We start from the raw sequence: 23,060 nt of genomic DNA, 5'->3' as shown, positions 1-23,060 counted from the left end.
TCCTCCATCTTTTTATTTGTCAAAAGAACAACAAACGACTACAATTGCGGTACCTTCAGTTCATCAAAACAACATGGTACAGCAAAATGAAGAGTCTCAATCGCAGGTACATTTTAATGTGAAAAAATCGGTGATTTCGGAAGAGGTCAAAGCATATACACGTGCTTCAAAACCAATTAAAATCAGCGGTAATTCATCATTTAGTTTGAAAATGGCTTTACCTGGAGCAAAAGTACAAGAACATCAAGAAGAAATACTACGAGATGATTTGCCACGAGAAAAATTTACATTAGAACAAGTAAATGAAGGATGGAAAAGATTCTTGGATCGTTTGAAAATCGAACATAACATTCCGTCTTATAATGCATTGATGACAACAGAGCTTGGTTTGGAAGGGGATGAAATTATTTTCGAGTTTTCTTCACATTCATCTGAACAGGAATTTGAGGAATACCGTGATCGAATTAGAAATAGTTTAAGAGCATTTCTAAAGAATCATTATTTCACGATTCAAATCAAATTTTCGGAGAAGGAAGCTACAAATCATATCTTATCGAATAAAGAGAAATTTAAACTATTATCAGACAAAAACCCTGTTTTGTTAAAATTAAAAGAAGAATTTGGGTTAGATTTGTATGATTAATGAAAGTTTCTTATTAAACTTGCAATAAATTTTTATAAATAATGAAAAAAGTTCTTTTAGGGATTTTTGTTGTTGCGTCGTTAGTGTCTTGTAACAAAGGAAAATCTGTAGACAAATTAGAAAGCGAAGATCAAAAAGCTTCTTATGCTTTCGGAACTGGTCTTGGTGAGCAAATCAAAGGTCTTGGAGGACGTTTAGTTGAGACAGATAGTATCAACTACGATCAATTAGAAAAAGGGATCAGAGATTATTTAAAAGCTGGAAAAGAGAGTAGAGAATCTTACGCGATTGGACAGCAAGTTGGTCAACAAATTGAGACGGTTATCAACCAACAACAATTGGATCAAATGGACAAAGATATTATTGTTCAAGGGATTATGGATGTTGTACGTCACAAAAAATTGTTGATTACACAAGAAGCAGGAATGGGAATTTTGGATACGTATGCAAAAAATCACCAACAAAACTTGGTTAAGAAAAATGCAGACGAATCTAAAAAATTAGTAGACGAGAAGAAAAAAGCTTCTGGTGCTAAAACGACTGCTTCAGGATTAGTTTATGTTGTAGAAAAAGAAGGAACAGGTGCTAAACCAAACATTAATAGTATTGTTAAAGTAAAATATACTGGTAAAATTTTAGCTACTGGTAAAACTTTTGATAGTACAGACAAAAATCCAGAAGCTAAAGGAGGTGTAGAATTTCCTTTGAATCAAGTTATTCCAGGATGGTCAGAAGGTTTACAATTAATGTCTAAAGGCGCAAAATACAAATTCTATATTCCTGCAAACTTAGGTTACGGTGAAATGGGAGCTCCAGGTGGACAAATTGGACCAAACCAAGCGTTAGAATTCGAAGTTGAATTAGTAGACTTTAAAGAAGGTCAACCAGCTCCACAAGGTCAACCAGGTGCGCAAGGACAAGGTTTATCAGAAGAGCAAATGAAAGAATTACAAAAACAATTCGAAGCGCAAGCTCAACAAGGTAAATAATCAATAGGTTACATACAAACTAAAAATCCCACTCGATGAGTGGGATTTTTTTATGCATTATATTTTAATTTATTTCAGATAATTAAAAATTTTATTGGCTTCAACAGAGCCTTTTCTAATCGTTACAAGATTTTTATTCTTGTCGAATAAATAGAATGTAGGAATTGAAGTTGGTTGAAAAATAGGACCAAACTCATAATTAGAATCGTATAATAATTCTACATTTTTATTGTTTACAAATTTTGGTGCATGTTGATTTAAAAATGGAATAGCATCTTTTGCTTCGTATTCGGAAACTAAAATAATTTGTGTGTTTTTGAAATGTTCTTCGTAATTGTTGTTAAAGTGATTTAACGCTAATTGACAGTGGATACATGTTGGTGAGTATAAAACAATCAAAGTTTGTTTTCCTTTTTTGATTTCTTTTGAATCGAAAATTCCATCGGATTGCATTTTTACAAAAGAAAATTCTGGAATAGTTGTTAATGTATTTTCAGTTTGTGCGAATGTAAAAATCGAACAAAAGAATATGACTAAAGCAGTAAGTTTTGTTTTCATGTTGTTAAGAAAAATTTTGACGGAAGTTAATCAATTCTATTCAAAATAAAAACGACAGTTAATAAAACTGTCGTTTTCCTATTTTAAAAATGCTAAAAATTTAAAGTTGAGAAAAGAAATTAGAATTTAAATACAACTTGTGCAGCCATATTAAATGGATCGATTTGGTTGATGTAACCTCCACGGTAATATGAGTTGTATCCAACTTCATCTGTAATATTATTAAAGAATAATCGGAAATCAAATCTTTTCATTGAATAGCTTAATTGTGCATTAAGAGTAGTCATTTCTGGCATTAAAAAAGGTGCCTGCCCATTCATGACATTTCCATGAGAATCTCTTGTTGTAGCTTGATCGTTAACTGGTCTTGATCCAACATAATATACACCTAATGATACACCTAAACCATCTGCAAAAGTGTTTGTTTTTTGGAATTTATATTGTACCCAAGCATTTGCAGTTGAGTAAGGTGAGTTCATGGGACGAGAACCTTCTACATAAGCTGGAGAATTTTTGTATCCCACATCAGTGTAAGAATAACCCAATAATACTTGTACGTTAGGTAGAGGTCGTCCAGTTACTTCAAGTTCAAGACCTTCTCTTCTTAAACTTCCTGCGTAATCGTAGAAATTCGTTGGAGCATTTGTGATAGGATCGTAATATTGGTATGTTAAATTATCTTCGTTCATATTGAAGTAATTTACATTTGCTCTGAAACGATCATTAAACCATGATGTTTTGATTCCTGCTTCAAATTGATCTGTTGAAGAAGCGCCGGCTGTTGTACCATCAATCATTTTTCTGGCTGCAGAACGCAAACTTGTTGTTGTTGCATAAGTACCATAAAAGTTGATGTTTTTTGTAGGACTTACCATTAATCCAATCATCGGATCTATAGCACTGTCTTTGTAATCATTTGCATAAGAATAACGAGCAGAAGCAACTAACGTAACAAAATCAGCATAACTGATTCGTTGTTGAGCCATAAAACCATAAGAAGTCATTTTACTCATTTCTGATTTTCCCAATCGTAAAGCATCAAGTTGATTAGCATCTAAGTCGATATGATTGGTGTTAGCTTCATAAGCATTAATACGATCTAAATTTAATAATGGATTAATTTCTTTATCATTTGTATCAACTACAATTTTTCCATTTTCATCTCTATAGTTATTCGCAGAAGTGCGAGAGTCTGTTCGTGTAGATGATAAATCGTATCCAACTTGCCAAGACCATTTGAATTTTCCAAACATAAAGTCTTTTCCCATTACATCAATCTGTAATGTTGAATTTCGATCATCTTTAAAGCTTCTTCCTAATCCTCTATCTCTCAAATGTCCATTTCCACTACCTTTTACAGCAGTTAAAGTAGAAGCTATTTGATCTCTTTCGTAAGTATTAGCCATGTATGCAGCGCGTACATTAATTTTATCTGTTAATTGACGAGTAATTCGAGCAGAATAAGAAAATGTTTTCATTTCTTCGTTATCGATATCATACCCTAAAAAGCGTGAGCCGAAATCAATTAAACCATTTTCTGTGATATCTTTTGTATTGAAAGTTCCTCTATCTGGAGTTGCCTCACCATTAAAGTAATCAAATTCAGCCACAAATTCCGTTTTATCATCGATCTTCCAACCAATAGAAGGATTGATATAAAGTCGATTTTTATTGATTACATCTCTGTAGCTATCCGCTTGTTCATAAGCTCCATTAATTCGTACCGCTAAGTTTTTGTTTTCAGTTAAAACACGTTGTACGTCAAATGTTGTTCTAATCTGATTCCAAGAACCAACACGTAAACCAAGGTTACCTGCATTTATGTAGCGAGGTGTTTTTGTAATGACATTTATTACTCCTCCTGCAGAACCCAATCCATTTGCCATTCCCTGAGTTATTGCCGCAGCACCACGAATAACTTGTAAAGATTCTACGCCTTGCATGTCAACAACACCTGATGAGGTCCTAAAATCTGAATCCATACGTATTCCATTTTTTAGAACTGGTGTTCCTCTGTATCCACGTATTGACATCGACTCTCTGTTTCCTCCATAAGAACCGAAGAGTGTAACTCCAGGTACATTACGAGCGGCTTCTGTAATGGTTAGCGCGCCTTGATCTTCAATTAATTTTTCTGAAATAATTGAAATTGATTGCAATTGATCTTGAGGTGAACCAGGGAAACGCGTGATTGTTTCTAATCCTCTTTGATTCTTATTTCGATCTCCAAAAATTTCAACTTCTTGTAAAGTGTTGATAGAATCTTTTCTTTCTTTTTTAGTTTCTTGTGCAAAGGCAGTTGATAAACTAAGTAGTGTAAGAGTTGATAATAAATATATATTCTTTCTCATGCGTTATCTATATTTAATCTAAATAAAATTAATTACGCAAATTTAATTAGACTTAATCTAAATAAAAAAAAGAAATCGACTGATAGATGTCATCTATTAGTCGATTTTGATAAATATTTTAAGATTTTTTGTCTTACTCGAAAAAAGAGAAGTGTACGTTTCCGTATTTTTTGTGTTGTATAAAATTTGGATGATCTACAAAAGAAATATTAGAAGGATGTTCTAATACAAAATTTCCTCCTTCTTCTAACCATTGGTTGTTCATTACCAAATCAGGAATTTTTTTGTAAGCTTCTTCATCTAAATCGTAGGGTGGATCAGCAAAAATAATATCAAACTTTTTGATAGGTTGTTTATCTAAATATTTCAAAACATCACCTTTTACAGTTGTAATGATATCATCTAATTTTAATTGTTTAGCCGTTTCGTCTAAGAATTTTACACAACCATAGAAGTTATCTACAGAAGTTACTTTCTTAGCTCCACGAGAAGCAAACTCTAATGAAATACCACCTATTCCTGAAAATAAATCCAGCACAGTAATTTCATCAAAATACCATTCGTTGTTTAATATATTAAATAAAGCTTCTTTTGCGAAGTCTGTTGTAGGGCGCACCGGTAAATTGTTTGGTGCAGTGATTCGTTTTCCTTTTAATGTTCCTGAAATGATTCGCATTCGAATAATTTATATAATGTAAAATATTGTCCAAGTTGTTTATCATCTTCGTTAAACGAAATATGACGAACATATTTTTTTAAGGTTTCGTAGTAATTTGGTGAAGTTAAAACGTCTCCAAAAGCATATAATGAAACTTCGTTTGAACTAATATTTAATTGATTTAATGTGTACAAAATGTAAAACAAAAAGTCTTCTTTCGTTTTTGTTTCAAATAGATTATAAAAAATAAATTCTCCATTGCTTAACACACAAACTTCTAATTTTTGGTGCATCAAATTGATGTAAACTTCATTGTTTTTCGAATTAATCAACCCATAATCAATCAAGAATTTGCCCGAATGATACAAGCGAGCATTTTGCAAATTGGGTAAAGAAAGCAAAATATCTTTTAACGGATAATGAATGTTGTATACAATAGAAGCATCTACATTTTCTAATGGACAATCAATTGCTAATTTGATAGGACTATAATCCGAAAGAGATAACAAATCTTCGAAAGGCTTGTGCGAAAGATGTGAGGGAACGACATTGATTGTAGTCGATAAAAAACAAATGTGCACATGGTCGTATTCTTGCAATAGAGTCAAATTAGAACGCAATTCATGTTCAATTTCAATCTCCGTTTTGTTAAGATTTGTAAAATCCACCGAATAGTCATACACATCCGAATACGAAGTCGATATTCCGTCGGTTGTTTTGGTAATATAACTAAGCATATCGTGTGATAATAAAATCGCTAACGAACGTTGAGTTGGTTTTGACATAAATTTTTCTTTATCCTTGAATTTTTAACTCGCTGATTAAGATGAAAATCAATCCTAATGAAATCAAAAATAACAAAATTTTGAAAGCAATCTTCATACAGAAAATTTATTTCTGTAAAGATACTACAATTATTTTGTTGATTAAAAATGCATTTCAGCCGAATCTACTTAAATTTACAGAAATTTGAAATAAAAAATAGTGAAAAAAATAGCCGTTATTCCAGCACGATATGCAGCTTCTCGTTTTCCTGGGAAATTGATGCAACAATTGGGTAATAAAACTGTCATTCGAATGACTTACGAAAATGTTGTGGCAACCAATTTGTTTGATGATGTTTTTGTGGTGACAGATTCTAAGTTGATTTTTGAAGAAATAGTAAACCACGGAGGAAAAGCAATTATGAGTATAAAAGAACATGAAACTGGAAGTGATCGAATTGCTGAAGCGATCGAAAATATAGAATGTGATATTATTTTGAATGTTCAGGGTGACGAACCATTTGTTAATGAAAAAGCCTTGGCTGATATTCTTTCTTCTTTTGATGGAGAAATAGGAAAAACTGTAGATGTAGCGACACTAAAAGAAGCAATTTCAACACAAGAAGCAATTAATAATCCAAATTTTGTAAAAGTGGTAACGGATATCAATGATTTTGCACTTTATTTCTCTCGCTCAGCGATTCCATTTGCTCGCGAATCGAATTTTACACCAAATTATTTTCGTCATTTAGGAATATATGCGTTTAGAAAGAATGCCTTATTGAACTTTTCTAAATTAGCAATGCGTCAAAATGAAAAAGCAGAAAAATTGGAACAATTGCGTTACTTAGAATATGGGATGAAAATCAAAGTAATCGAAACAGGATCAATTGGAGTTGGAATTGATACACCTGAAGATTTAGAACGTGCAAAAAAATATTTATCCGTTATTGTTAAAAAATAATCTAACTCGTTATTATCCGTTATATTTGCACTCAAACCGACTATTCTGATTGATGAAAATGAAATAATTAAGTTAATTAACTTTAAAATAATTATTTCGGTATGAATGTTGTTGTAAAATGAAGAAGTAAGTTAAAATATTGATTATGAGTGATTCATGGAAAGAATACGAAGCAGAAGGATTAATTGAAAAAAGATCTTTCTTGGTATCAAAAGATGGTCTTGTTAAAAAATTATACACAGGACAAGATAAATATAAAATTTTAGAAGGAGCTATCAATAATGGTTATCGCGCAATTTGGGTAACAAAAGCAGACGGAAAACGTACAGCAAAATATGTCCACAAAATGGTAGCGGAAACTTTTTTACCTAATAAAGAAAATAAAGAATATGTCGTTCATTTAGACCATAATAAATTAAACAATGCATTGAATAATTTGCAATGGGCAACGTTGGAAGAATGGAAAGAGCATAACAAACATTTATTTAGAATGATGAAGGGACGTTCTCGTTTAGACAGCATTCCGAATAGTAAATTAACAGAAGCACAAGTAATTCGTTTGAAAAAGAAATTACTCGATCCTAATAGAAAGACTAAAATTTCTACTTTAGCCAAACAATTTAATATTTCTCAAGGACAAGTTTACCGTATTTTAAGAGGTGAAAACTGGTCACATATAGAAGTTAAAAAAGACTAAAAACCATTCTCTCATAATAGAACTTTAAATTAGTTTTTATATCTTGTTCAACAGATTCAAAAAAAATGAAAAAAGTTCTTATGTTGAAATTGACATTTAGTATGCTTATGATTTCGTTATTTTCTGTAGCAACATACGCACAAGAAGCAGAACAAATTATTGAAAATCATATTCAGAAAACAGGAGGAGAAGCAGCTTGGAATAATTTGAATAGTATTATCCTAAAAGGAGAAGTCATCATTAATGTAGGAGATTCTTATCCTATGATTGTTTATCACCAACGACCATACAACAAGAAAGTGGTTTTTGTGATGAACGGAAAAGAAATATTAAATGAAGGTTATGATGGCAAAATAGGGTGGACTTATAGTGAAGTTGCAAAGAAAAATGTAGCTGTAAAAAATTATAAACCAGACTCTTTTGATTCGGATATTTTAAAGTATAAACAAAAAGGATTTAAGGTAAAATACTTAGGTATAGATAAATATGATCAAAATAATAGCTGTTATAAAGTTGAATTAACCAAAAATACAAATTCAACAGTTTATTGTTTTGATAAAAATTCTTACGAAATTGTAATGGAGAAGAATAAGGAAGAAACACTTTATTACTCTAATTTTAAAACATTCAATGGATTATCCTTTGCAACAAAAGTGGTTGGAAAACCTACGGAAGGAGGAGAATATATCATAAAATTCAATGATATTAAAATTAATCCAGCCATTGATAAGAAACATTTTAAATTCTAACTAAAAAAGTGATTCGTAACAAAGGATCACTTTTTTATTTCGATTAATTTATACAACTTAGTAACATAAGTTTTTTATTTTTGTACTCTTAAAGAAGAAATTAAAATATGGCTTTAGACTCTATATTTGATCAAAATAGAAAATACGAGAAGAGGTTTTTACTAAGGTTATTAGAAAAAGCAAGAAAAGATTATCCAGATTCAATTTCTTTTATCGATGATTTAATCTCAAAACTTCAAAATAACTCAACTTATCGTTTAATTTTTCGAGAGGAACTTCAAAAAACATTCGGAAAAATTAATATCGTAAGCTATTTAGTAGACAGTGGAATTCATTTAGAAGATAATTTATTTTCTATTTTTCGTAAAAAAATTATGGATTCGCTTTTGCCAGATATCGAGGATAACAATGAATTGACTTCTGTTGTGAACGAAATTTTTTACAATTCAAAAAATCTACAAGCAATTCGAATAATTCCTCGTGATCGATGGAAAAAACTTTTCGAAGTCTTGTATCAAGACGTTGAAATAGAAAATTTTAAAGGGAATACCAATAATATACAAAACCAACTTTTACAAGCTATTTCTATTCTTACAGTTCGTATTACGGGAGGGTTTTCGGACAAAGAAATGATGCGTTATAGTAATGAAGTAAATTATTTGAACAATCCATTCTCTAAACTTTCAATGCAAATTAGTAACATTATTGAAAGTCCACAAGCTGGATTTGATATGTTAGAAATTAAAGAAAGTATTTCCAAATGTAAACATTTGTTAAATGACATTTTAACTCAAAAAGATTACAAAGGAATCTCCTTGAAAGTAGCTTCAAAGATAAATCGTTTGCAACAACAATTGGCACGTTTGCAAATAATACTTAATAGTTTCAATGAGTTAAAGCTTCATGGTTTGATTTCTTTTTACAGTTTTGCTACTAAGAAATGGGTTGAGTTTTATGCGCCAAAGAATTTTATGAGCAATCAATTGAGTTCTACGGTATATTTGATTACGTTTTTAGTAACTTACCATAATGGAAAAACAGGCGAGAAGTATATCACGCAAACAGCCAAAGAATACAATAAAATGTTTTGGACGGCTTGTGGTGGAGGTTTAATCGTTTCTTTTTTGTGTTTTATTAAAACAGGAATAGGGAATATACCTGACACTTCACCGCTATTTAAAGCATTTTTCTTTAGTATAAATTACGCTGTCGGTTTTTGTACAATTTACCTTACTCATATGACACTGGCTACAAAGCAACCTTCTATGACTGCTGCCCGACTTGCTCGTGCGCTCGTGCCAACCTCAGGATCGGAGCTAAATGTCAAAGATTTTACAACCTTATTTGCACAATTGGTAAGAAGCCAAATGATTGCTTTTTTAGGAAATGTTGTAGCAGGTTTCGTAGTTTCATTGGGGATTTTTTATTTGTTGAATCAAATTTTAGGCTTCGAGGTAATTAAGTATTCTAAGGCTTATCATTATTGGGAAGAAGTAGTGATAATGGATTGGCATATTTTCTATTTTGGAGCTATAGCAGGTGTTTTCTTGTTCCTTTCTGGATTAATTTCAGGAATGACGATTAACAGTCAACGCTTTCATAATATTCCTGAACGTATTTACAATCATCCTATTCTAAAAAAATCATTCTCAGAACGTAGAAGAAGAAGAATTTCGAATTGGTTTGAGAAAAATTTGGGTGGAGTTGTCGGAAATGTAGCTTTCGGTTTTATGATGGGATGTGCTTTTTTGATAGGTGATTTCACTGGACAACCTTTCGATATTCGACATATTACATTCGTTTCAGGAAACTTTGCAATCGGAATTGGAGGAATGGGATATCATTTTGATATTGGACCTATGATTATTGGTTTTATTGCAATCTTTATGGTAGGTTGGTGTAACTTTTTGGTGAGTTTTACATTTTCACTGTTGATGGCAATGAGATCAAATAATATTCCTTTTTATAAAATTTTTACGATGATTGCACACACTATAAAAGCATTTATTCGTAATCCTCTCCCATTTTTTGTTCCACCTCTTTGGACAAAAAGAAAAGAAGAAGTATAAGCTGAAAGATGGAAACAAATTTAGACAAACAATTACGATACGATAAAGCTTATCTTAAAATGGCTTTTGAGTGGGCAAATTTATCCTATTGCGAACGCAAAAAAGTTGGTGCAATTATTGTTAAAAATCGAATGATTATTTCTGATGGTTATAATGGTACACCAAGTGGATTCGAGAACAAATGTGAAGACGAAGCAGGAAACACCAAATGGCATGTTCTGCATGCTGAAGCAAATGCAATTCTGAAATGTGCAACGTCAACTCAATCTGCTGAAGGAGCAACTTTGTACATTACTCTTTCGCCTTGTACAGATTGTAGCAAATTGATTTTACAGGCAGGTATAAAGCGTATTGTCTACATTCAACAATATAAAGACCTTTCAGGGTTAGATTTTTTAGAAAAAGCAGGAATAACAATTCAACAGATTACAGAAGAAGAATTATACAAGTAAATGAGAAGTTTTTTCAAAGTTATTAATGTCGTATTAATCGTACTGATTATTTTCTTGATCGGATTTATGGTTGGGAAAAAATACGACTTTGCGTTCGATGAAAACAAGGATATTGTAGGTTTGCAATATTCGGATAATGAACAGAAAATTCGTCGATTAGTTTCTTTGATAGACAACGAATATGTAAACGATGTTAATTCGGATAGTTTAGTGGATGATGCAATCAACTACATGGTTGGTAAATTAGATCCTCACAGCAAATATATAGACAAAGCTTCTGTACAAAAGGCTGAAGAACAATTGAAAGGTGAATTTGTAGGGATTGGTGTGCAATTTCGAATGTTGAATGATACGATTGTAATCGAACGAACTTTACCTGGAACTTCAAATTTTGGAAAACTTCAATTTGGGGATCAATTAATAGCTGCAGACAATCAGTCGTTAATCGGTAAAGATAACAAAACGATAGAAAATCTATTGAAAGGTAAAAAAGGGACTGAGGTTAAACTTTCTGTGATTAGAGAGGAGAAACCTCTTACAATTTCGATAAAACGGACAATTGTTCCGTTGCCAACTGTTACAGGAAAACATATGTTGACAAACGAAATTGGGTATCTAAAATTAACCCGTTTTTCTGAAAATTCGGCTAAAGAAGTTCATCAAGGTTTAAATGATTTGTTAGATCAAGGGATGCAAACCTTGGTATTCGATTTACGAGGTAATCCTGGTGGTTTAATGCATATTGCAGAAGAAATAGCGGATGAGTTTCTGACTAAAAATGAATTGATTGTTTATACACAAGACAAACAAAAACGAAAAAAATACATTTACGCAACCAATAAAGGTCTTTTTGAAGAAGGTAAAATTTATGTCTTAATGGATGAAAATTCGGCTTCTTCGAGTGAGATTGTTGCAGGAGCTTTACAAGATTATGGAAGAGGAATTATTGTGGGGCGTCGCTCTTTTGGTAAAGGTTTGGTGCAGCGCGAAATTAATTTAGGTGATGACACAAAAGTTCGGTTAACGGTTGCTAATTATTACACACCTTCGGGACGATCTATCCAAAAACCATTCGATAAGAAAACAGCAAAATACAGCGATGACTTATACAAACGATTGAAGTCAGGAGAGCTATACAATAAAGATTCAATCAAAATCAATAAAGAGTTAGAGTTTACAGCGCCATCTGGTAAAAAAGTGTATGGTGGCGGTGGAATTATACCTGACGAATTTGTTGCTTTAGATACAAATTCTGTAGCAAATTGGCTGTATTATAACCAAGACTCCAATTATTTTAATGATTTTTTATTTAAAAAAATCTATTCAATTCGCGATTTCTTTATGTTTCATAACGAGGCGATTTTTCTAAAATATTTTAGTGCCGGAATGTATAGAAATGAGTTTTTAGGTGTTTTAGGAATTCCTTCTAATGAGTTCAATCCTGTGTTTTCAACAACTGTTGATAACTATATGAAAGCAACAATCGCAGGTAGTTTATATGGTTCGCGTGCATTTTATCAAGTTTGGATGCCCGAAGATGAAATGATAAAGCGTATTTTTGAACTTGAAAAAATAACGAAGTAAATGCTGTGGAAAGATGCTTTGTATGACTATCAAATGTATCTGAAATTAGAAAAAAGAGTTTCTGACAATACGATTGAAGGTTATCTACGCGATATTCAAAAATTAATTAATTATTCGGATAAACAACCATTAGATTATTCACAAGATGATTTGAGGGATTTTGTGCACGATTTTGCCTCGAGCGATTATAGCGTTCGTTCGCAAGCACGTGTAATATCTGGCCTGAAAAGTTTCTTTGGTTACTTACAACTCGAAGATTTTAGAGAAGATAATCCAACTTCTTTACTCGAAACACCAAAAATAGGAATGAAACTTCCTGATGTACTATCAGAAAAAGAAATTGATAAAATGATCGAAGTAATTGATTTATCAAAACCAGAAGGACAGCGAAATCGTGCTATTATAGAAGTGCTATACGGTTGTGGTTTACGTGTTTCGGAATTGATTAATCTTAAAATTTCTGATCTTTTTTTTGACGATGGTTTTATTCGTGTCATAGGAAAAGGAAACAAACAAAGACTTGTTCCGATAAGCGATTATACGATAAAATATATTAACTTGTACAAGGATAGTATTCGTATTCATATTCCTATTCAAGTTGGATACGAAGATTTTTTATTCCTAAATAGACGAGGGAAAAATCTAACACGTGTCATGATTTTTACAATTGTAAAAGAGTTGTCGATAATTGCTGGAGTTAAAAAGACAATTAGTCCACATACATTTCGTCATTCTTTTGCCACTCATTTATTAAAAAATGGAGCAGATCTTCGTGCAATTCAGCTGATGTTAGGACATGAAAGTATTACGACGACAGAAATTTATACGCATGTTGATCAAGAATTTATTCGAGATGCGATTATCAAATTTCATCCAAGAAATAAATAACCATCAACCTAAATAAGATGATAAAATCATTCAAATTTTGTCCTAACTGTGGACATGCAATCAATCACTTTGATTTTAGAAAAATGACATGCAACAACTGCGATTTAGTTTATTATCAAAACGTAGCTGCGGCTGTGGCAGTTATTCTAATAAGAGAAGATAAGATTTTATTTACCGTTCGTAATAAAGAGCCAAAGAAAGGAATGTTAGATTTGGCAGGAGGGTTTACAGATCCTGATGAATCGGCAGAAAGAACATGCCAGCGCGAGATAGAGGAGGAGTTAGGAATTACAATTCCAATCGAAAAATTCAACTATTTTATTTCACAACCCAATGATTACGAATACAAGGGAATCCCTTATAAAACGTGTGATTTAGCTTTTATTGCTGATTTTCCTGACGAAGATATTATTCTTGAAAAAGAAGAAATTGCAGCTGTAAAGTGGATTGCTATTAAGGATATTAATTTAAGTGATATCGGTTTTGATTCATTACGAAAAGTAGTTGAAACGTATATAAATTCTTTGAAATAACTAACATAATGTGATATTGAAACATTTAAAAATAATATTTCAGCTTCACATCTTAAAAAAATAAACAATGAATAAAATACTTTTATTAAGTGCTATTTTCCTAACAATAGTTTCATGTAGTACGCAAAATGTAGCGGTTGATTATGATCGAAATTTTAACTTTGAACAGAACAAGACCTATACGTTTTCTCAATCAGTGAATTTAGGTTTAAATGATTTAGATTCTGCTCGATTATTTTCTTCAATCGAAAAAGGAATGTTGTATAGAGGTTTTCAGAAAACCAATGAAGGGAATTTAATGGTTGATATTAAACCAGAAGAATTTGTTTCGACACAACAAAATTCTAATGTAGGTATCGGTATGGGAACAGGTGGTTACGGTTTTGGTGGAGGAGTTTCTGTCGGGATTCCGATCATGTCACAGAAGTTGAATCAAAACTTTATGATTTCGATGACTAATGCTGGTCGATTGGTGTGGGAAGGAACACTTAAAATTCAAATGCCTTTAAAGGCTTCTCCAGAAACGCGTGCAGCAAATATACATAAAGGGGTTACCAAGTTATTACAAAAGTTTCCACCGAAAAAGAAATAAAGAGACTGTATCACAATTTGAGAAAACAGTCTCTTTTGTGTTTTTTCTTAGACTCCAATCTGAGAAAAGTTTTAAATAGAAGATTTTTACCTAACATCATTAAGTTGTGAGACTTCTTCTTTTAAATGATTTAATTCAAGGATCGAATTATCAATATCATTTTAGCTTAACTTTTACTTCTTCTCCGTCAGATTTAACTTCTACAAATAACTCAAGAAATTCGCTACTATTTTTATAATATTCATAAGGTTTATAATAATCTGTTCTACCTCCATATCCGTTATATGCACTTCCAGTATATTGATTTCCTGAAAAAGTTGTAGTATAATTTAAAGTTCCATATAAATAATACTTACCAGGTTTCATATTCGGAAATGTAAATTCTCCACTACTATTGGTAATAGCCTCTATTCTATATCTGTAAGCAGCAGGTTCCATATAAACAAATCTATTTTTTTTTGGATTATGTTTAGCTTTATCTTTCCATAAGGTATAGTAATCATTAAAATAAGGTGTTACAGGAAATAAGATTACTTTGATTTTATTTGCATATATTTTATTTCCTGTTTTAAGACCAAAATGAGAATTAGATCGTGCTCTTGTAAATGCAACTCCAGTAATTTTTCCATTACCAATTGCGAGCATATTTTTAGTGGCTATAGAATCAAATTTTGTTTTGGGTTGAGTAATAATCTCAGTTTGCTTTTTTAATTGAGCATCCTTTACAGATTTTTCGGGTTCAACATATTGAGCATTAATAAAAAAACTAAGGTGTAGAAAAGCTCCAATTAATAAAGTGTTTTTCATAATCATTATGATTTTTAATTAATTTTAAAAATACTATAATTTTTTTAATTTCGTTATATGTTTATGTAAAACTGATTAACTTATACTAATTCGTGATTAATAGAGATTTTTTTATTTATAAATTGAAAATCAATTCGTTTTCCTCTGATTGTTGAAGTTTAGATTGTTGTAATAGTTTCAATGTTTCAGGTTGATTCGCATTAGCTTTAGCAGCAATTTTATCCAATTTTAATTCATTTTTTGCGTAATCTACAATAGCATTTAGCACTTCTGTTCCATAACCTTTGTTTTGAAATTTACGTTTCAAACGAATGTTAATAACAGGACCATATTTAGTTTGGCGTAAACCGCCCCATCCAACAAATCGTCCGCTCTTTTTTTCATGCACACCCCAAAGACCAAAACCATGCTCTTGGTAATGTTTTTCCATGCTTTCTATAAAAAACTTTGCTTCGTCTTCAGATTTATAAGGTTTTTCATTAACGATTTTCATCAATTCTTTGTCCGAATTTAATTGAAATAATTCGAACGCATCAATTTCGAAAAACTCTCGTAATACCAAACTTTTTGTTTCGCAAATAACTTTCATTAAAACGTTTTAGTTGATGCAAAGTTAATTCGATTTAGAGAATAAAAAAAGTCTTACCAATTCAGATAAGACTTTTATAGTTACTTTTTATTCGGTGTTTTAGTTTTTGGAGGTGTAGCTGTTGCTTCCGAAACTTTTTGGTTAATCTCCAATGTCAAGATTTGTCTTTTTAGATTGAAAATTTCTGTATCTTTTTGATCAATCTTAGCGTCTAAATCGTTTACTTTTTGCGTTAATTCGGCAACTTGCTTTTCTTTTTCGTTTAATTGCGCATAGAAAAGTTTAGATTTTTCTCCAGTACTATTTAAAGCTGAATACAATTCTTGCAAATTCGTATCGTGTTCTTTTTGAGCAATTCTAATCATAGATTGCGCATTCGATAAAGCGGTATCTTTGATGTGCAACTCACTCTTCGTTTTAGCTAAATCTTTTTCAAGAGTTTCTATTTTAAGATTTGCTAATTTCAACTCTTTCGATGTATTCGACTGATCGTCTAAAGCTTTGTAGTAATTAATTTCTAATTCTTGGTGTTGTTTCTGAGGTACGCAACTTGTAATTGCGAAAAGGGTAAAACAACAAAGTACAATTTTTTTCATTTCTATAATCTTAAACGTCTAACTCTAATAAAACAGGACAATGATCCGAGTGCTTTGCATCTGGTAGAATTGTAGCACGCGTCATTTTTTCTTCTAAAGTAGTACTTACCATATTGTAATCTATTCTCCAACCTTTATTATTGTTGCGAGAATTTGCTCGATAAGACCACCATGAATAATGATGAGGTTCTTTTACAAAATATCGGAAAGAATCAATCATGTTACACTCATCAATAAAAGCTGACATCCATTCTCTTTCGATGGGTAAAAATCCCGAAACTTTTGCGTTACGAACAGGATCATGAATATCAATTGCTTCGTGACAGATGTTGTAATCACCACAAATTACTAAATTAGGATGTGATATTTTAAGCTCTTTGATGTAATCCTTAAAATCATCACAAAACTGTAATTTAAAATCTAATCGATCAATATTAGTTCCACTTGGTAAATATAAACTAATGACGGAAACATTGTCAAAGTCAAGCCTCAAAACACGTCCTTCTCTGTCAATATAATCTATTCCAGTTCCGATTTGTACGTGATTAGGTTTTATTTTAGAAAAAATTGCGACACCGCTATATCCTTTTTTCTCTGCAGCATGCCAATAAATATGGTAGCCCAAATCCTCGAAGGGTTTTGTGTCTACTTGTTCTTGCATCGCTTTTGTTTCTTGAATACAAAAAACATCTGGTTGTGCGGCTTCTAACCAATCAACCAAACCTTTGGTTATCGCAGCGCGAATTCCATTTACATTGTAACTGATGATTTTCATAGAAAGCGAAATTAATAAATATTTATGACGGATTGATTTAGAATGATAAATAAAGTGAATATTTTTTGTAACTTTTTAGAAATTAATACGTCTTAATAATAAAAAGCATCAATATGAAATACATTGTTCTTCCTATTTTAATAGTCAGTTCGTTTGGATTAGCGAGTTGTTCGGTAGATTTAAATTCTAAATCTCCTGCTTCTAATTATTTAGATCGCGCAGAAGCAAGTGATAATACGATCAAAGAGATACGAAAAATTTCTTCTTTTGAAGGAATTGATGTCAGTAGTGCAATAAATGTAACGGTTTCTGATGGTAATTATGATGGCGAAATTTCTGTTGAAGCCCCAGATAATATATTGGATAGAATTGTAACCGAAGTAGAAAAAGGTATTTTAGTGATTAAAATTAAAGGTACTGTTAATCTGAAAAATGCTACGATTAAAGTTAACTTTCCACATAAAAAATTACGTTCATTCAATCTTTCTGGTGCAACGAATGTAACCGTTATTCCAACCCAAAAAGTAGAAAAATTAGCAGTAGATTTATCGGGAGCAAGTAATTTGAAATTAGATGTAGTTTCTAATTCTATTTCTGTTGATAATTCTGGCGCTTCAAGCATGAAAATTACTGGAAATGTACAGGATTTAAACATCTCTGTTTCGGGAGCATCATCGTTTATTGGAAAAGAGCTTAAAGCTGCAAATGTAACAGTAGATTGTTCTGGTGCAAGTTCAACAACTGTTTGGGCTGTGAATAGCTTGACTGCCGATAGTTCTGGAGCAAGTTCTGTTCGCTATGTAGATGAAAATGGATTGAAAACGAAAGTAAGTACTTCTGGAATGTCTTCAATAAAAAAGATGTAAGTCTTTTATAAATGTAAAATATTAGCATAAAAAAATCGGATGAAATTCATCCGATTTTTTTATGCTTTTAAATGTTTTATATTAAAACTGCCAACCTAATGTTAACAAGAATAAATTGTTGTCTAATTTAACTTTTGGGGCATACGTATTAGGTAAAGAAACAAAATTGTAGCTTGTGTCAATATAATCTGTTCCACCTATTAACTGTTGGTATTTTTGAGTTTGGTATTGATAAGCAGCATCAATATAGAATCCTCCAAAATCGTATCCTAAACCAAAACTTGCACGGTTAATATCTCCTTGAAAAGCTTTAGATAAAACAGCAGCGTTTGTTACCACATTGTTTTCATTTGCTAAATCGATAGAGAAATCTTTGTAAGGAGAAGTGACATAGTTGTATCCGGCTCTTACTTTGAAACGATCTACACGATACTCTGCACCAACTCTAACTTCGCTCGAGTTCTTTACAAAATGATTGATGAAGTTGTTTGTATTATTGAAATATTGAGAAGGTTTTAATTTTGTGTCGTTATTCATGTGGTACGTATAATCAGCACCAATTGATAAGTTTTTACCCACAACAAAACCTAAACTTCCTACTAAACGTCCACCACGAGTCATGTCATAATCTGAAGAATACATATAGTAAGAATCAACTGCTCCATCATTGTTAAAGTTTGCAGCATAATAATCTTCAGCAACATTGTACCAAACAGGAGAATGATAAGCTGCTCCTAAACGTACATTGTGGTTTACTTTGTAAATAGCTCCTAAAGAGAACGAAAAGCCTTGTCCTATTTCACTATAAGGTGCGCCATCTGCGTTATAAACATAGGTTTGACCATTGTTATCATCACGTTCGGCATATTGTTCAAATCCTGAATAATTTGTTTCATGAAAATTTAATCCTGCACCTAAATAGATTTTATCATCATAACTTGTACCTAAATTAACCGAGAATTTAGATTTGTATCCGTCAATATCTTTAATGTAACCATTAAAAGTTCCATCAGGATCAGTAAACTTAATCCCTTCGTTCGTGCCAATTGTTGAATAATTGTCTAAGCGTTGATTAAGAAAAGCTACTCCAACAGAAAACCTGTTCCATTTAGAACCAGGGTTTTCGAAAACAAATGTTCCTCCGAATTGTTGAAAATCAAAATTACTATCAGATTCTTTTATTTTTGTTCCAAAAGTAGTTGTGTTGTTAAATGTAGAAACTCCAGCTGTAAATTGTACATCAGAATTAATTGCAACACCTAATCCTGCAGGGTTTTGTTCTACAGAGTTTATATCACTTCCTAAAGCTCCAACAGCTCCACCAACACCAATATATTTGGCATTTCCACTATTGATATCTTGAGAGTATAAATTAATTGCGTTTGTAGAGTACTGAGTGTCGTAACCTGTACCTTGTTGTGCAAAAGCAAATGCACCAATTAAGGTGCAAAGGCTTGTAATTATTTTTTTCATTATTAATTATCTAAATCAAATTATCTTCTTCCTCCACCACGAGAGCCTCCGCCTCCCATGCTTCCACGAGATCCACCTCCCATGCTTCCGCTGCTCATGCTACTTCCTCTACTTGGAGCGGGAGTTGAGTATGAAGGACGAGAGTTATTCATACTTCCTCTGTCGTAACTTCTACTTGGTTGTTGATATTGTTGTGCTTCTCTCGTTGGTCTTGTGTTGTATGTTGGTTGCTGTGTTTGAGCTGGTCTTACTTCACGAGTTGGACGAGTTGTGTTATTTTGTCCCTGATTAACAGAAGGTCTAACTTCTCTTGTTGGACGTGTATTGTTTATTTGTCCTTGATTGATCGTTGGTCTTACTTCACGAGTTGGACGAGTTGTGTTATTTTGTCCTTGATTAACAGAAGGTCTAACTTCTCTTGTTGGACGAGTTTCTCGAACAGTACTTGTACTTCCTGGTCTCACTTCACGAGTAGGACGAGTTGCAGAACCGTTAATATTACTAACTCTTGAAGGTCGAATTCCGTTAGAGACATTTCCTCTTCCGTAACTTCCTATTGGACGTGTTGAATTGATTGAGTTATTAAAACGACCTCCGTTTCTATATCCTGGCTGAGAATAAATCCCTCTTGGACGATAGTATCCATAATATCCATTACCATAGTAACCAGGATATCCATACCAATTATTCCATCCATAATATCCTGAATAGTAAGGTCTGTTCCAACCCCATCCGTAGTAACCATTGTACCAAGGGCTGCTCCAACCCCAACCGAATGAGATCCCAAATCCATTTCCGTACCATCCGCCATACCAAGGGTTATAATAACCCCAATGATATGGATTATAAAATCCACCCCAGCCATAGCTGTACCAAGGATAGTTGTTCCAAATGTTAATTTCTACACCGTCATTTCTTCCCCAATTATAACTGTTAGTTCCGCTTAGTGAAAGCGTATAATCATTGTTTCCGAAATAGTTGTATCCACCTAAATCGTATCCGTTAATTTTAACTTTTGTTGTCGATTTTTCAGAAGTGCCATTTTGTGTACTATCCAAATCATCTTGGTAATAAAATTGCTCTGCTCCATTTCCTTCGGCATCAAAGTATGGACTACCAATTTTTATTTCTCCAAGATTATCTTGTTCATTATCGTCTTGTGGTTGAGCTTGTTGATATGTTTTATCTGTTTTCGGGTTGTAATAAACACCGTCGCTTTCGTAACCACTTGGTTGATAAGTCGAACAAGAAGAAATTCCTAACGCGGCTACCAGTAATAGAGTAGTTGAAGAAATTTTATTAGAAATTTTATAAACTTTGTTCATAATTATAAATTTACATCGTTTGTAATAATTAAATTTGCATAAATTTAATGGCAATAATAATGCCAAGTAAAGATACGAAACTTATCAACAAATATAAAAGATTATGGCAAAATTAACAACTCGTGCTGAGGATTATTCTAAGTGGTACAATGAGCTTGTTGTAAAAGCGAATCTAGCTGAAAATTCGAAGGTTAGAGGTTGTATGGTGATTAAACCATACGGATATGCTATTTGGGAAAAACTACAAGCAGAACTAGACAAAAGATTTAAAGAAACTGGTCATCAAAATGCTTATTTCCCCTTATTTGTTCCTAAAAGTTTATTCGAAGCCGAAGAAAAAAATGCAGAAGGTTTTGCAAAAGAGTGTGCAGTTGTTACACATTATCGATTAAAAAATGATCCAGATAACAAAGGAAAATTGATCGTGGATCCCGAAGCAAAGTTAGAAGAAGAATTAATTGTTCGTCCGACTTCCGAAGCAATCATTTGGAGTACTTACAAAGGGTGGATACAATCGTATCGCGATTTACCAATCTTAATTAATCAATGGGCAAATGTTGTTCGTTGGGAAATGCGTACACGCTTATTTTTAAGAACAGCTGAATTTTTATGGCAAGAAGGACATACTGCTCACGAAACACAAGAAGAAGCAATTGCAGAAGCACAACAAATGCAGGAAGTGTATGCTGATGTGGTAGAGAATTTTATGGCTATTCCAGTTGTAAAAGGTAGAAAATCAGATTCTGAACGTTTTGCTGGTGCTGATGATACGTATACAATCGAAGCATTGATGCAAGATGGTAAAGCCTTACAAGCGGGAACTTCTCACTTTTTAGGTCAAAATTTTGCGAAAGCATTTGATGTGAAATTTGCAAGTAAAGAAGGTAAACAAGAGTATGTTTGGGCAACTTCTTGGGGTGTTTCTACTCGTTTGATGGGGGCATTAATTATGACTCATTCTGACGATTTAGGATTGGTTTTACCTCCGAAATTGGCACCAATTCAAGTGGTGGTTGTTCCAATTTATAAAACTGAAGAACAATTAGAAGAGATTCGTCAAGTGGTTGATAAATTTACGTCAGAATTGAAATCGAAAGGAATTTCAATCAAATTTGATGATGATGATAAAACGAAACCAGGATGGAAATTTGCTGAATACGAACTGAAAGGTGTTCCTGTACGAATTGCAATAGGTCCAAAAGATTTAGAAAAAGGTCATGTTGAGGTAGCGCGCCGTGATACGTTAGAAAAACAATTTATTGCTTTAGATCATGTTTCAACAGAGGTAGAAAAATTATTAGAAGATATTCAAAATAATTTATTCCAACGTGCAGTAGACTTCCGCGATACGCATACAACAGAAGCTTCAACTTTCGAAGAATTTAAAGATATTATCGAGCAAAAAGGAGGTTTTGTTTCTGCCTTATGGGATGGAACAGAAGAAACGGAAGAAGCAGTGAAAAATGCAACAAAAGCAACTATTCGTTGTATTCCTCAAGCGTTCGAAATACCAACAGAAGGAGTGGATGTTTTCTCTGGAAAACCTGCAAAATACAGAGTTTTATATGCGAAAGCGTACTAAAAATTAAATCTTACTAATAAAAAAAGAAGCTATTTATAGCTTCTTTTTTTATTTTGTCTTATGTTATTCTGATGTAATTGCTGTAGTAGGAAAACTATTTTTTTTAGTTTTTAACACGTTTAAAATAAATTCTTTGAATCTGGATACTCTTAAATATTTTGGAAATGAAGTATCCTTTTTTTAGAGTAATATGTATTCATTCTTCAACGTTTTATGTGAGTACCCTCCCACTTAGACCGAATAAACCTCCCTATTTATTCGGTATAGATGCGATAAAAACGCACTATAGAGGTAGTATAAAGGCGTTATAGAAGGATGAATGTAAGCAATCGAATTGAAAGAATCTTGAAAAAATAGAAGCGTTTCTAATTCATTGAAGCTGATTGATAAATATAGTATATTATGGTCGATTTCAATCAATCTTTTATTAAAATTAATTGAACAAATTTTCCAATAAATTCTCAAACAAAAACTGTTCTAATTGTTATAATTAACTATGGTAGAGCGAAGAAAGGAAAGATTTAAACAAAGGAATAGCAGGAATTACCTATAATTT

Annotated in this window: 23 protein-coding genes; 13 read left to right on the top strand and 10 right to left on the bottom strand. The window is 32.3% G+C overall.

Annotation, left to right across the window (positions count from 1 at the left end; genetic code table 11):
* The first annotated feature begins 16 nt into the window (after window positions 1-16).
* Window positions 17-643, top strand: a complete 627-nt coding sequence (locus Q0616_RS07845; protein ID WP_260541983.1) for a hypothetical protein — start codon at window positions 17-19, stop codon at window positions 641-643.
* Between the two features lie 41 nt (window positions 644-684).
* On the top strand, window positions 685-1,632 hold the full coding sequence (locus Q0616_RS07840) for an FKBP-type peptidyl-prolyl cis-trans isomerase (protein ID WP_298776266.1): 948 nt from the start codon (window positions 685-687) through the stop codon (window positions 1,630-1,632).
* 69 nt (window positions 1,633-1,701) lie between these two features.
* On the opposite strand, the gene Q0616_RS07835 is transcribed toward Q0616_RS07840, so the two are convergent.
* The 4 genes from Q0616_RS07835 to Q0616_RS07820 all read right to left on the bottom strand — a co-directional run bounded on the left by Q0616_RS07835 (window position 1,702) and on the right by Q0616_RS07820 (window position 5,984).
* Window positions 1,702-2,190, bottom strand: a complete 489-nt coding sequence (locus tag Q0616_RS07835) for a thioredoxin fold domain-containing protein (RefSeq protein WP_260541987.1) — start codon at window positions 2,188-2,190, stop codon at window positions 1,702-1,704.
* A 119-nt stretch (window positions 2,191-2,309) separates the two neighbouring features.
* On the bottom strand, window positions 2,310-4,541 hold the full coding sequence (locus tag Q0616_RS07830; protein ID WP_286483977.1) for a TonB-dependent receptor: 2,232 nt from the start codon (window positions 4,539-4,541) through the stop codon (window positions 2,310-2,312).
* A 133-nt stretch (window positions 4,542-4,674) separates the two neighbouring features.
* A complete protein-coding gene (locus Q0616_RS07825) occupies window positions 4,675-5,217 on the bottom strand; it encodes an RsmD family RNA methyltransferase (RefSeq protein ID WP_260541991.1) in 543 nt (180 codons plus the stop codon).
* Window positions 5,193-5,984 carry a DUF3822 family protein gene (locus Q0616_RS07820; RefSeq protein ID WP_171621854.1) on the bottom strand — a complete coding sequence of 264 codons (792 nt, stop codon included), beginning with the start codon at window positions 5,982-5,984 and terminating at the stop codon, window positions 5,193-5,195. The genes Q0616_RS07825 and Q0616_RS07820 overlap by 25 nt, the downstream gene beginning before the upstream one ends.
* Before the next feature lie 199 nt (window positions 5,985-6,183).
* On the opposite strand from Q0616_RS07820, the gene kdsB reads away from it, so the two are divergent.
* The 9 genes from kdsB to Q0616_RS07775 all read left to right on the top strand — a co-directional run bounded on the left by kdsB (window position 6,184) and on the right by Q0616_RS07775 (window position 14,491).
* Window positions 6,184-6,927: a 3-deoxy-manno-octulosonate cytidylyltransferase gene (kdsB, locus tag Q0616_RS07815; protein ID WP_298776262.1), complete on the top strand. Its 744-nt coding sequence runs from the start codon at window positions 6,184-6,186 to the stop codon at window positions 6,925-6,927.
* Between the two features lie 145 nt (window positions 6,928-7,072).
* Window positions 7,073-7,624: an HNH endonuclease gene (locus Q0616_RS07810; RefSeq protein ID WP_286483976.1), complete on the top strand. Its 552-nt coding sequence runs from the start codon at window positions 7,073-7,075 to the stop codon at window positions 7,622-7,624.
* Window positions 7,625-7,689: 65 nt separating this feature from the next.
* Window positions 7,690-8,373: a hypothetical protein gene (locus Q0616_RS07805; protein ID WP_284583229.1), complete on the top strand. Its 684-nt coding sequence runs from the start codon at window positions 7,690-7,692 to the stop codon at window positions 8,371-8,373.
* Between the two features lie 107 nt (window positions 8,374-8,480).
* Window positions 8,481-10,442, top strand: a complete 1,962-nt coding sequence (locus Q0616_RS07800) for a site-specific recombinase Gcr (protein WP_171621858.1) — start codon at window positions 8,481-8,483, stop codon at window positions 10,440-10,442.
* An 8-nt stretch (window positions 10,443-10,450) separates the two neighbouring features.
* On the top strand, window positions 10,451-10,894 hold the full coding sequence (locus tag Q0616_RS07795; RefSeq protein WP_171621859.1) for a dCMP deaminase family protein: 444 nt from the start codon (window positions 10,451-10,453) through the stop codon (window positions 10,892-10,894).
* Window positions 10,895-12,478, top strand: a complete 1,584-nt coding sequence (locus Q0616_RS07790; RefSeq protein ID WP_298776258.1) for a S41 family peptidase — start codon at window positions 10,895-10,897, stop codon at window positions 12,476-12,478. It begins immediately after the preceding gene.
* Window positions 12,479-13,366, top strand: coding sequence for a site-specific tyrosine recombinase XerD (xerD, locus tag Q0616_RS07785; protein ID WP_171621861.1), 888 nt, complete (start codon window positions 12,479-12,481; stop codon window positions 13,364-13,366).
* Between the two features lie 17 nt (window positions 13,367-13,383).
* Entirely contained in the window at window positions 13,384-13,899 is a 516-nt protein-coding gene (locus Q0616_RS07780) for an NUDIX domain-containing protein (RefSeq protein ID WP_171621862.1), read from the top strand.
* 67 nt (window positions 13,900-13,966) lie between these two features.
* Entirely contained in the window at window positions 13,967-14,491 is a 525-nt protein-coding gene (locus tag Q0616_RS07775) for a DUF4136 domain-containing protein (protein ID WP_260541997.1), read from the top strand.
* A 156-nt stretch (window positions 14,492-14,647) separates the two neighbouring features.
* Here Q0616_RS07775 and Q0616_RS07770 read toward each other — a convergent pair whose 3' ends face one another.
* From Q0616_RS07770 to Q0616_RS07755, 4 genes are all read right to left on the bottom strand, one after another.
* A complete protein-coding gene (locus tag Q0616_RS07770; RefSeq protein WP_225542175.1) occupies window positions 14,648-15,298 on the bottom strand; it encodes a hypothetical protein in 651 nt (216 codons plus the stop codon).
* A gap of 115 nt (window positions 15,299-15,413) precedes the next feature.
* A complete protein-coding gene (locus Q0616_RS07765; RefSeq protein WP_260542002.1) occupies window positions 15,414-15,887 on the bottom strand; it encodes a GNAT family N-acetyltransferase in 474 nt (157 codons plus the stop codon).
* A gap of 80 nt (window positions 15,888-15,967) precedes the next feature.
* Window positions 15,968-16,483, bottom strand: coding sequence for a hypothetical protein (locus Q0616_RS07760; RefSeq protein ID WP_298776252.1), 516 nt, complete (start codon window positions 16,481-16,483; stop codon window positions 15,968-15,970).
* Between the two features lie 10 nt (window positions 16,484-16,493).
* Window positions 16,494-17,258, bottom strand: a complete 765-nt coding sequence (locus tag Q0616_RS07755; protein WP_171621866.1) for an exodeoxyribonuclease III — start codon at window positions 17,256-17,258, stop codon at window positions 16,494-16,496.
* A 113-nt stretch (window positions 17,259-17,371) separates the two neighbouring features.
* Between Q0616_RS07755 and Q0616_RS07750 the strand changes: the two genes are divergently transcribed.
* Complete coding sequence (locus Q0616_RS07750) at window positions 17,372-18,124, top strand: head GIN domain-containing protein (RefSeq protein WP_225539846.1); 753 nt, start codon at window positions 17,372-17,374, stop codon at window positions 18,122-18,124.
* Between the two features lie 81 nt (window positions 18,125-18,205).
* Here Q0616_RS07750 and Q0616_RS07745 read toward each other — a convergent pair whose 3' ends face one another.
* Both Q0616_RS07745 and Q0616_RS07740 read right to left on the bottom strand, forming a co-directional pair.
* Window positions 18,206-19,597 carry an outer membrane protein transport protein gene (locus tag Q0616_RS07745; RefSeq protein WP_225539847.1) on the bottom strand — a complete coding sequence of 464 codons (1,392 nt, stop codon included), beginning with the start codon at window positions 19,595-19,597 and terminating at the stop codon, window positions 18,206-18,208.
* A gap of 20 nt (window positions 19,598-19,617) precedes the next feature.
* On the bottom strand, window positions 19,618-20,922 hold the full coding sequence (locus Q0616_RS07740; RefSeq protein ID WP_286483974.1) for a hypothetical protein: 1,305 nt from the start codon (window positions 20,920-20,922) through the stop codon (window positions 19,618-19,620).
* Window positions 20,923-21,025: 103 nt separating this feature from the next.
* On the opposite strand from Q0616_RS07740, the gene proS reads away from it, so the two are divergent.
* Complete coding sequence (gene proS, locus Q0616_RS07735; RefSeq protein ID WP_188319204.1) at window positions 21,026-22,504, top strand: proline--tRNA ligase; 1,479 nt, start codon at window positions 21,026-21,028, stop codon at window positions 22,502-22,504.
* The last annotated feature ends 556 nt before the right edge of the window (window positions 22,505-23,060 follow it).

This window comes from uncultured Empedobacter sp. (assembly GCF_937930195.1).
Lineage (GTDB): Bacteria > Bacteroidota > Bacteroidia > Flavobacteriales > Weeksellaceae > Empedobacter > Empedobacter stercoris.
The sequence above is the reverse complement of the archived record's forward strand: the minus strand, read 5'-3'. Positions and strand labels throughout refer to the sequence as shown.

Coding starts and splice junctions, on each gene's coding strand:
- Q0616_RS07820 (WP_171621854.1), bottom strand. CDS start 5,984: ATGTCAAAACCAACTCAACGTTCGTTAGCGATTTTATTATCACACGAT.
- Q0616_RS07775 (WP_260541997.1), top strand. CDS start 13,967: ATGAATAAAATACTTTTATTAAGTGCTATTTTCCTAACAATAGTTTCA.
- Q0616_RS07745 (WP_225539847.1), bottom strand. CDS start 19,597: ATGAAAAAAATAATTACAAGCCTTTGCACCTTAATTGGTGCATTTGCT.
- Q0616_RS07780 (WP_171621862.1), top strand. CDS start 13,384: ATGATAAAATCATTCAAATTTTGTCCTAACTGTGGACATGCAATCAAT.
- proS (WP_188319204.1), top strand. CDS start 21,026: ATGGCAAAATTAACAACTCGTGCTGAGGATTATTCTAAGTGGTACAAT.
- xerD (WP_171621861.1), top strand. CDS start 12,479: ATGCTGTGGAAAGATGCTTTGTATGACTATCAAATGTATCTGAAATTA.
- Q0616_RS07740 (WP_286483974.1), bottom strand. CDS start 20,922: ATGAACAAAGTTTATAAAATTTCTAATAAAATTTCTTCAACTACTCTA.
- Q0616_RS07750 (WP_225539846.1), top strand. CDS start 17,372: ATGAAATACATTGTTCTTCCTATTTTAATAGTCAGTTCGTTTGGATTA.
- Q0616_RS07795 (WP_171621859.1), top strand. CDS start 10,451: ATGGAAACAAATTTAGACAAACAATTACGATACGATAAAGCTTATCTT.
- Q0616_RS07830 (WP_286483977.1), bottom strand. CDS start 4,541: ATGAGAAAGAATATATATTTATTATCAACTCTTACACTACTTAGTTTA.
- Q0616_RS07810 (WP_286483976.1), top strand. CDS start 7,073: ATGAGTGATTCATGGAAAGAATACGAAGCAGAAGGATTAATTGAAAAA.
- Q0616_RS07790 (WP_298776258.1), top strand. CDS start 10,895: ATGAGAAGTTTTTTCAAAGTTATTAATGTCGTATTAATCGTACTGATT.
- Q0616_RS07805 (WP_284583229.1), top strand. CDS start 7,690: ATGAAAAAAGTTCTTATGTTGAAATTGACATTTAGTATGCTTATGATT.
- Q0616_RS07835 (WP_260541987.1), bottom strand. CDS start 2,190: ATGAAAACAAAACTTACTGCTTTAGTCATATTCTTTTGTTCGATTTTT.
- Q0616_RS07760 (WP_298776252.1), bottom strand. CDS start 16,483: ATGAAAAAAATTGTACTTTGTTGTTTTACCCTTTTCGCAATTACAAGT.
- Q0616_RS07800 (WP_171621858.1), top strand. CDS start 8,481: ATGGCTTTAGACTCTATATTTGATCAAAATAGAAAATACGAGAAGAGG.
- Q0616_RS07770 (WP_225542175.1), bottom strand. CDS start 15,298: ATGAAAAACACTTTATTAATTGGAGCTTTTCTACACCTTAGTTTTTTT.
- Q0616_RS07765 (WP_260542002.1), bottom strand. CDS start 15,887: ATGAAAGTTATTTGCGAAACAAAAAGTTTGGTATTACGAGAGTTTTTC.
- Q0616_RS07840 (WP_298776266.1), top strand. CDS start 685: ATGAAAAAAGTTCTTTTAGGGATTTTTGTTGTTGCGTCGTTAGTGTCT.
- Q0616_RS07755 (WP_171621866.1), bottom strand. CDS start 17,258: ATGAAAATCATCAGTTACAATGTAAATGGAATTCGCGCTGCGATAACC.
- Q0616_RS07825 (WP_260541991.1), bottom strand. CDS start 5,217: ATGCGAATCATTTCAGGAACATTAAAAGGAAAACGAATCACTGCACCA.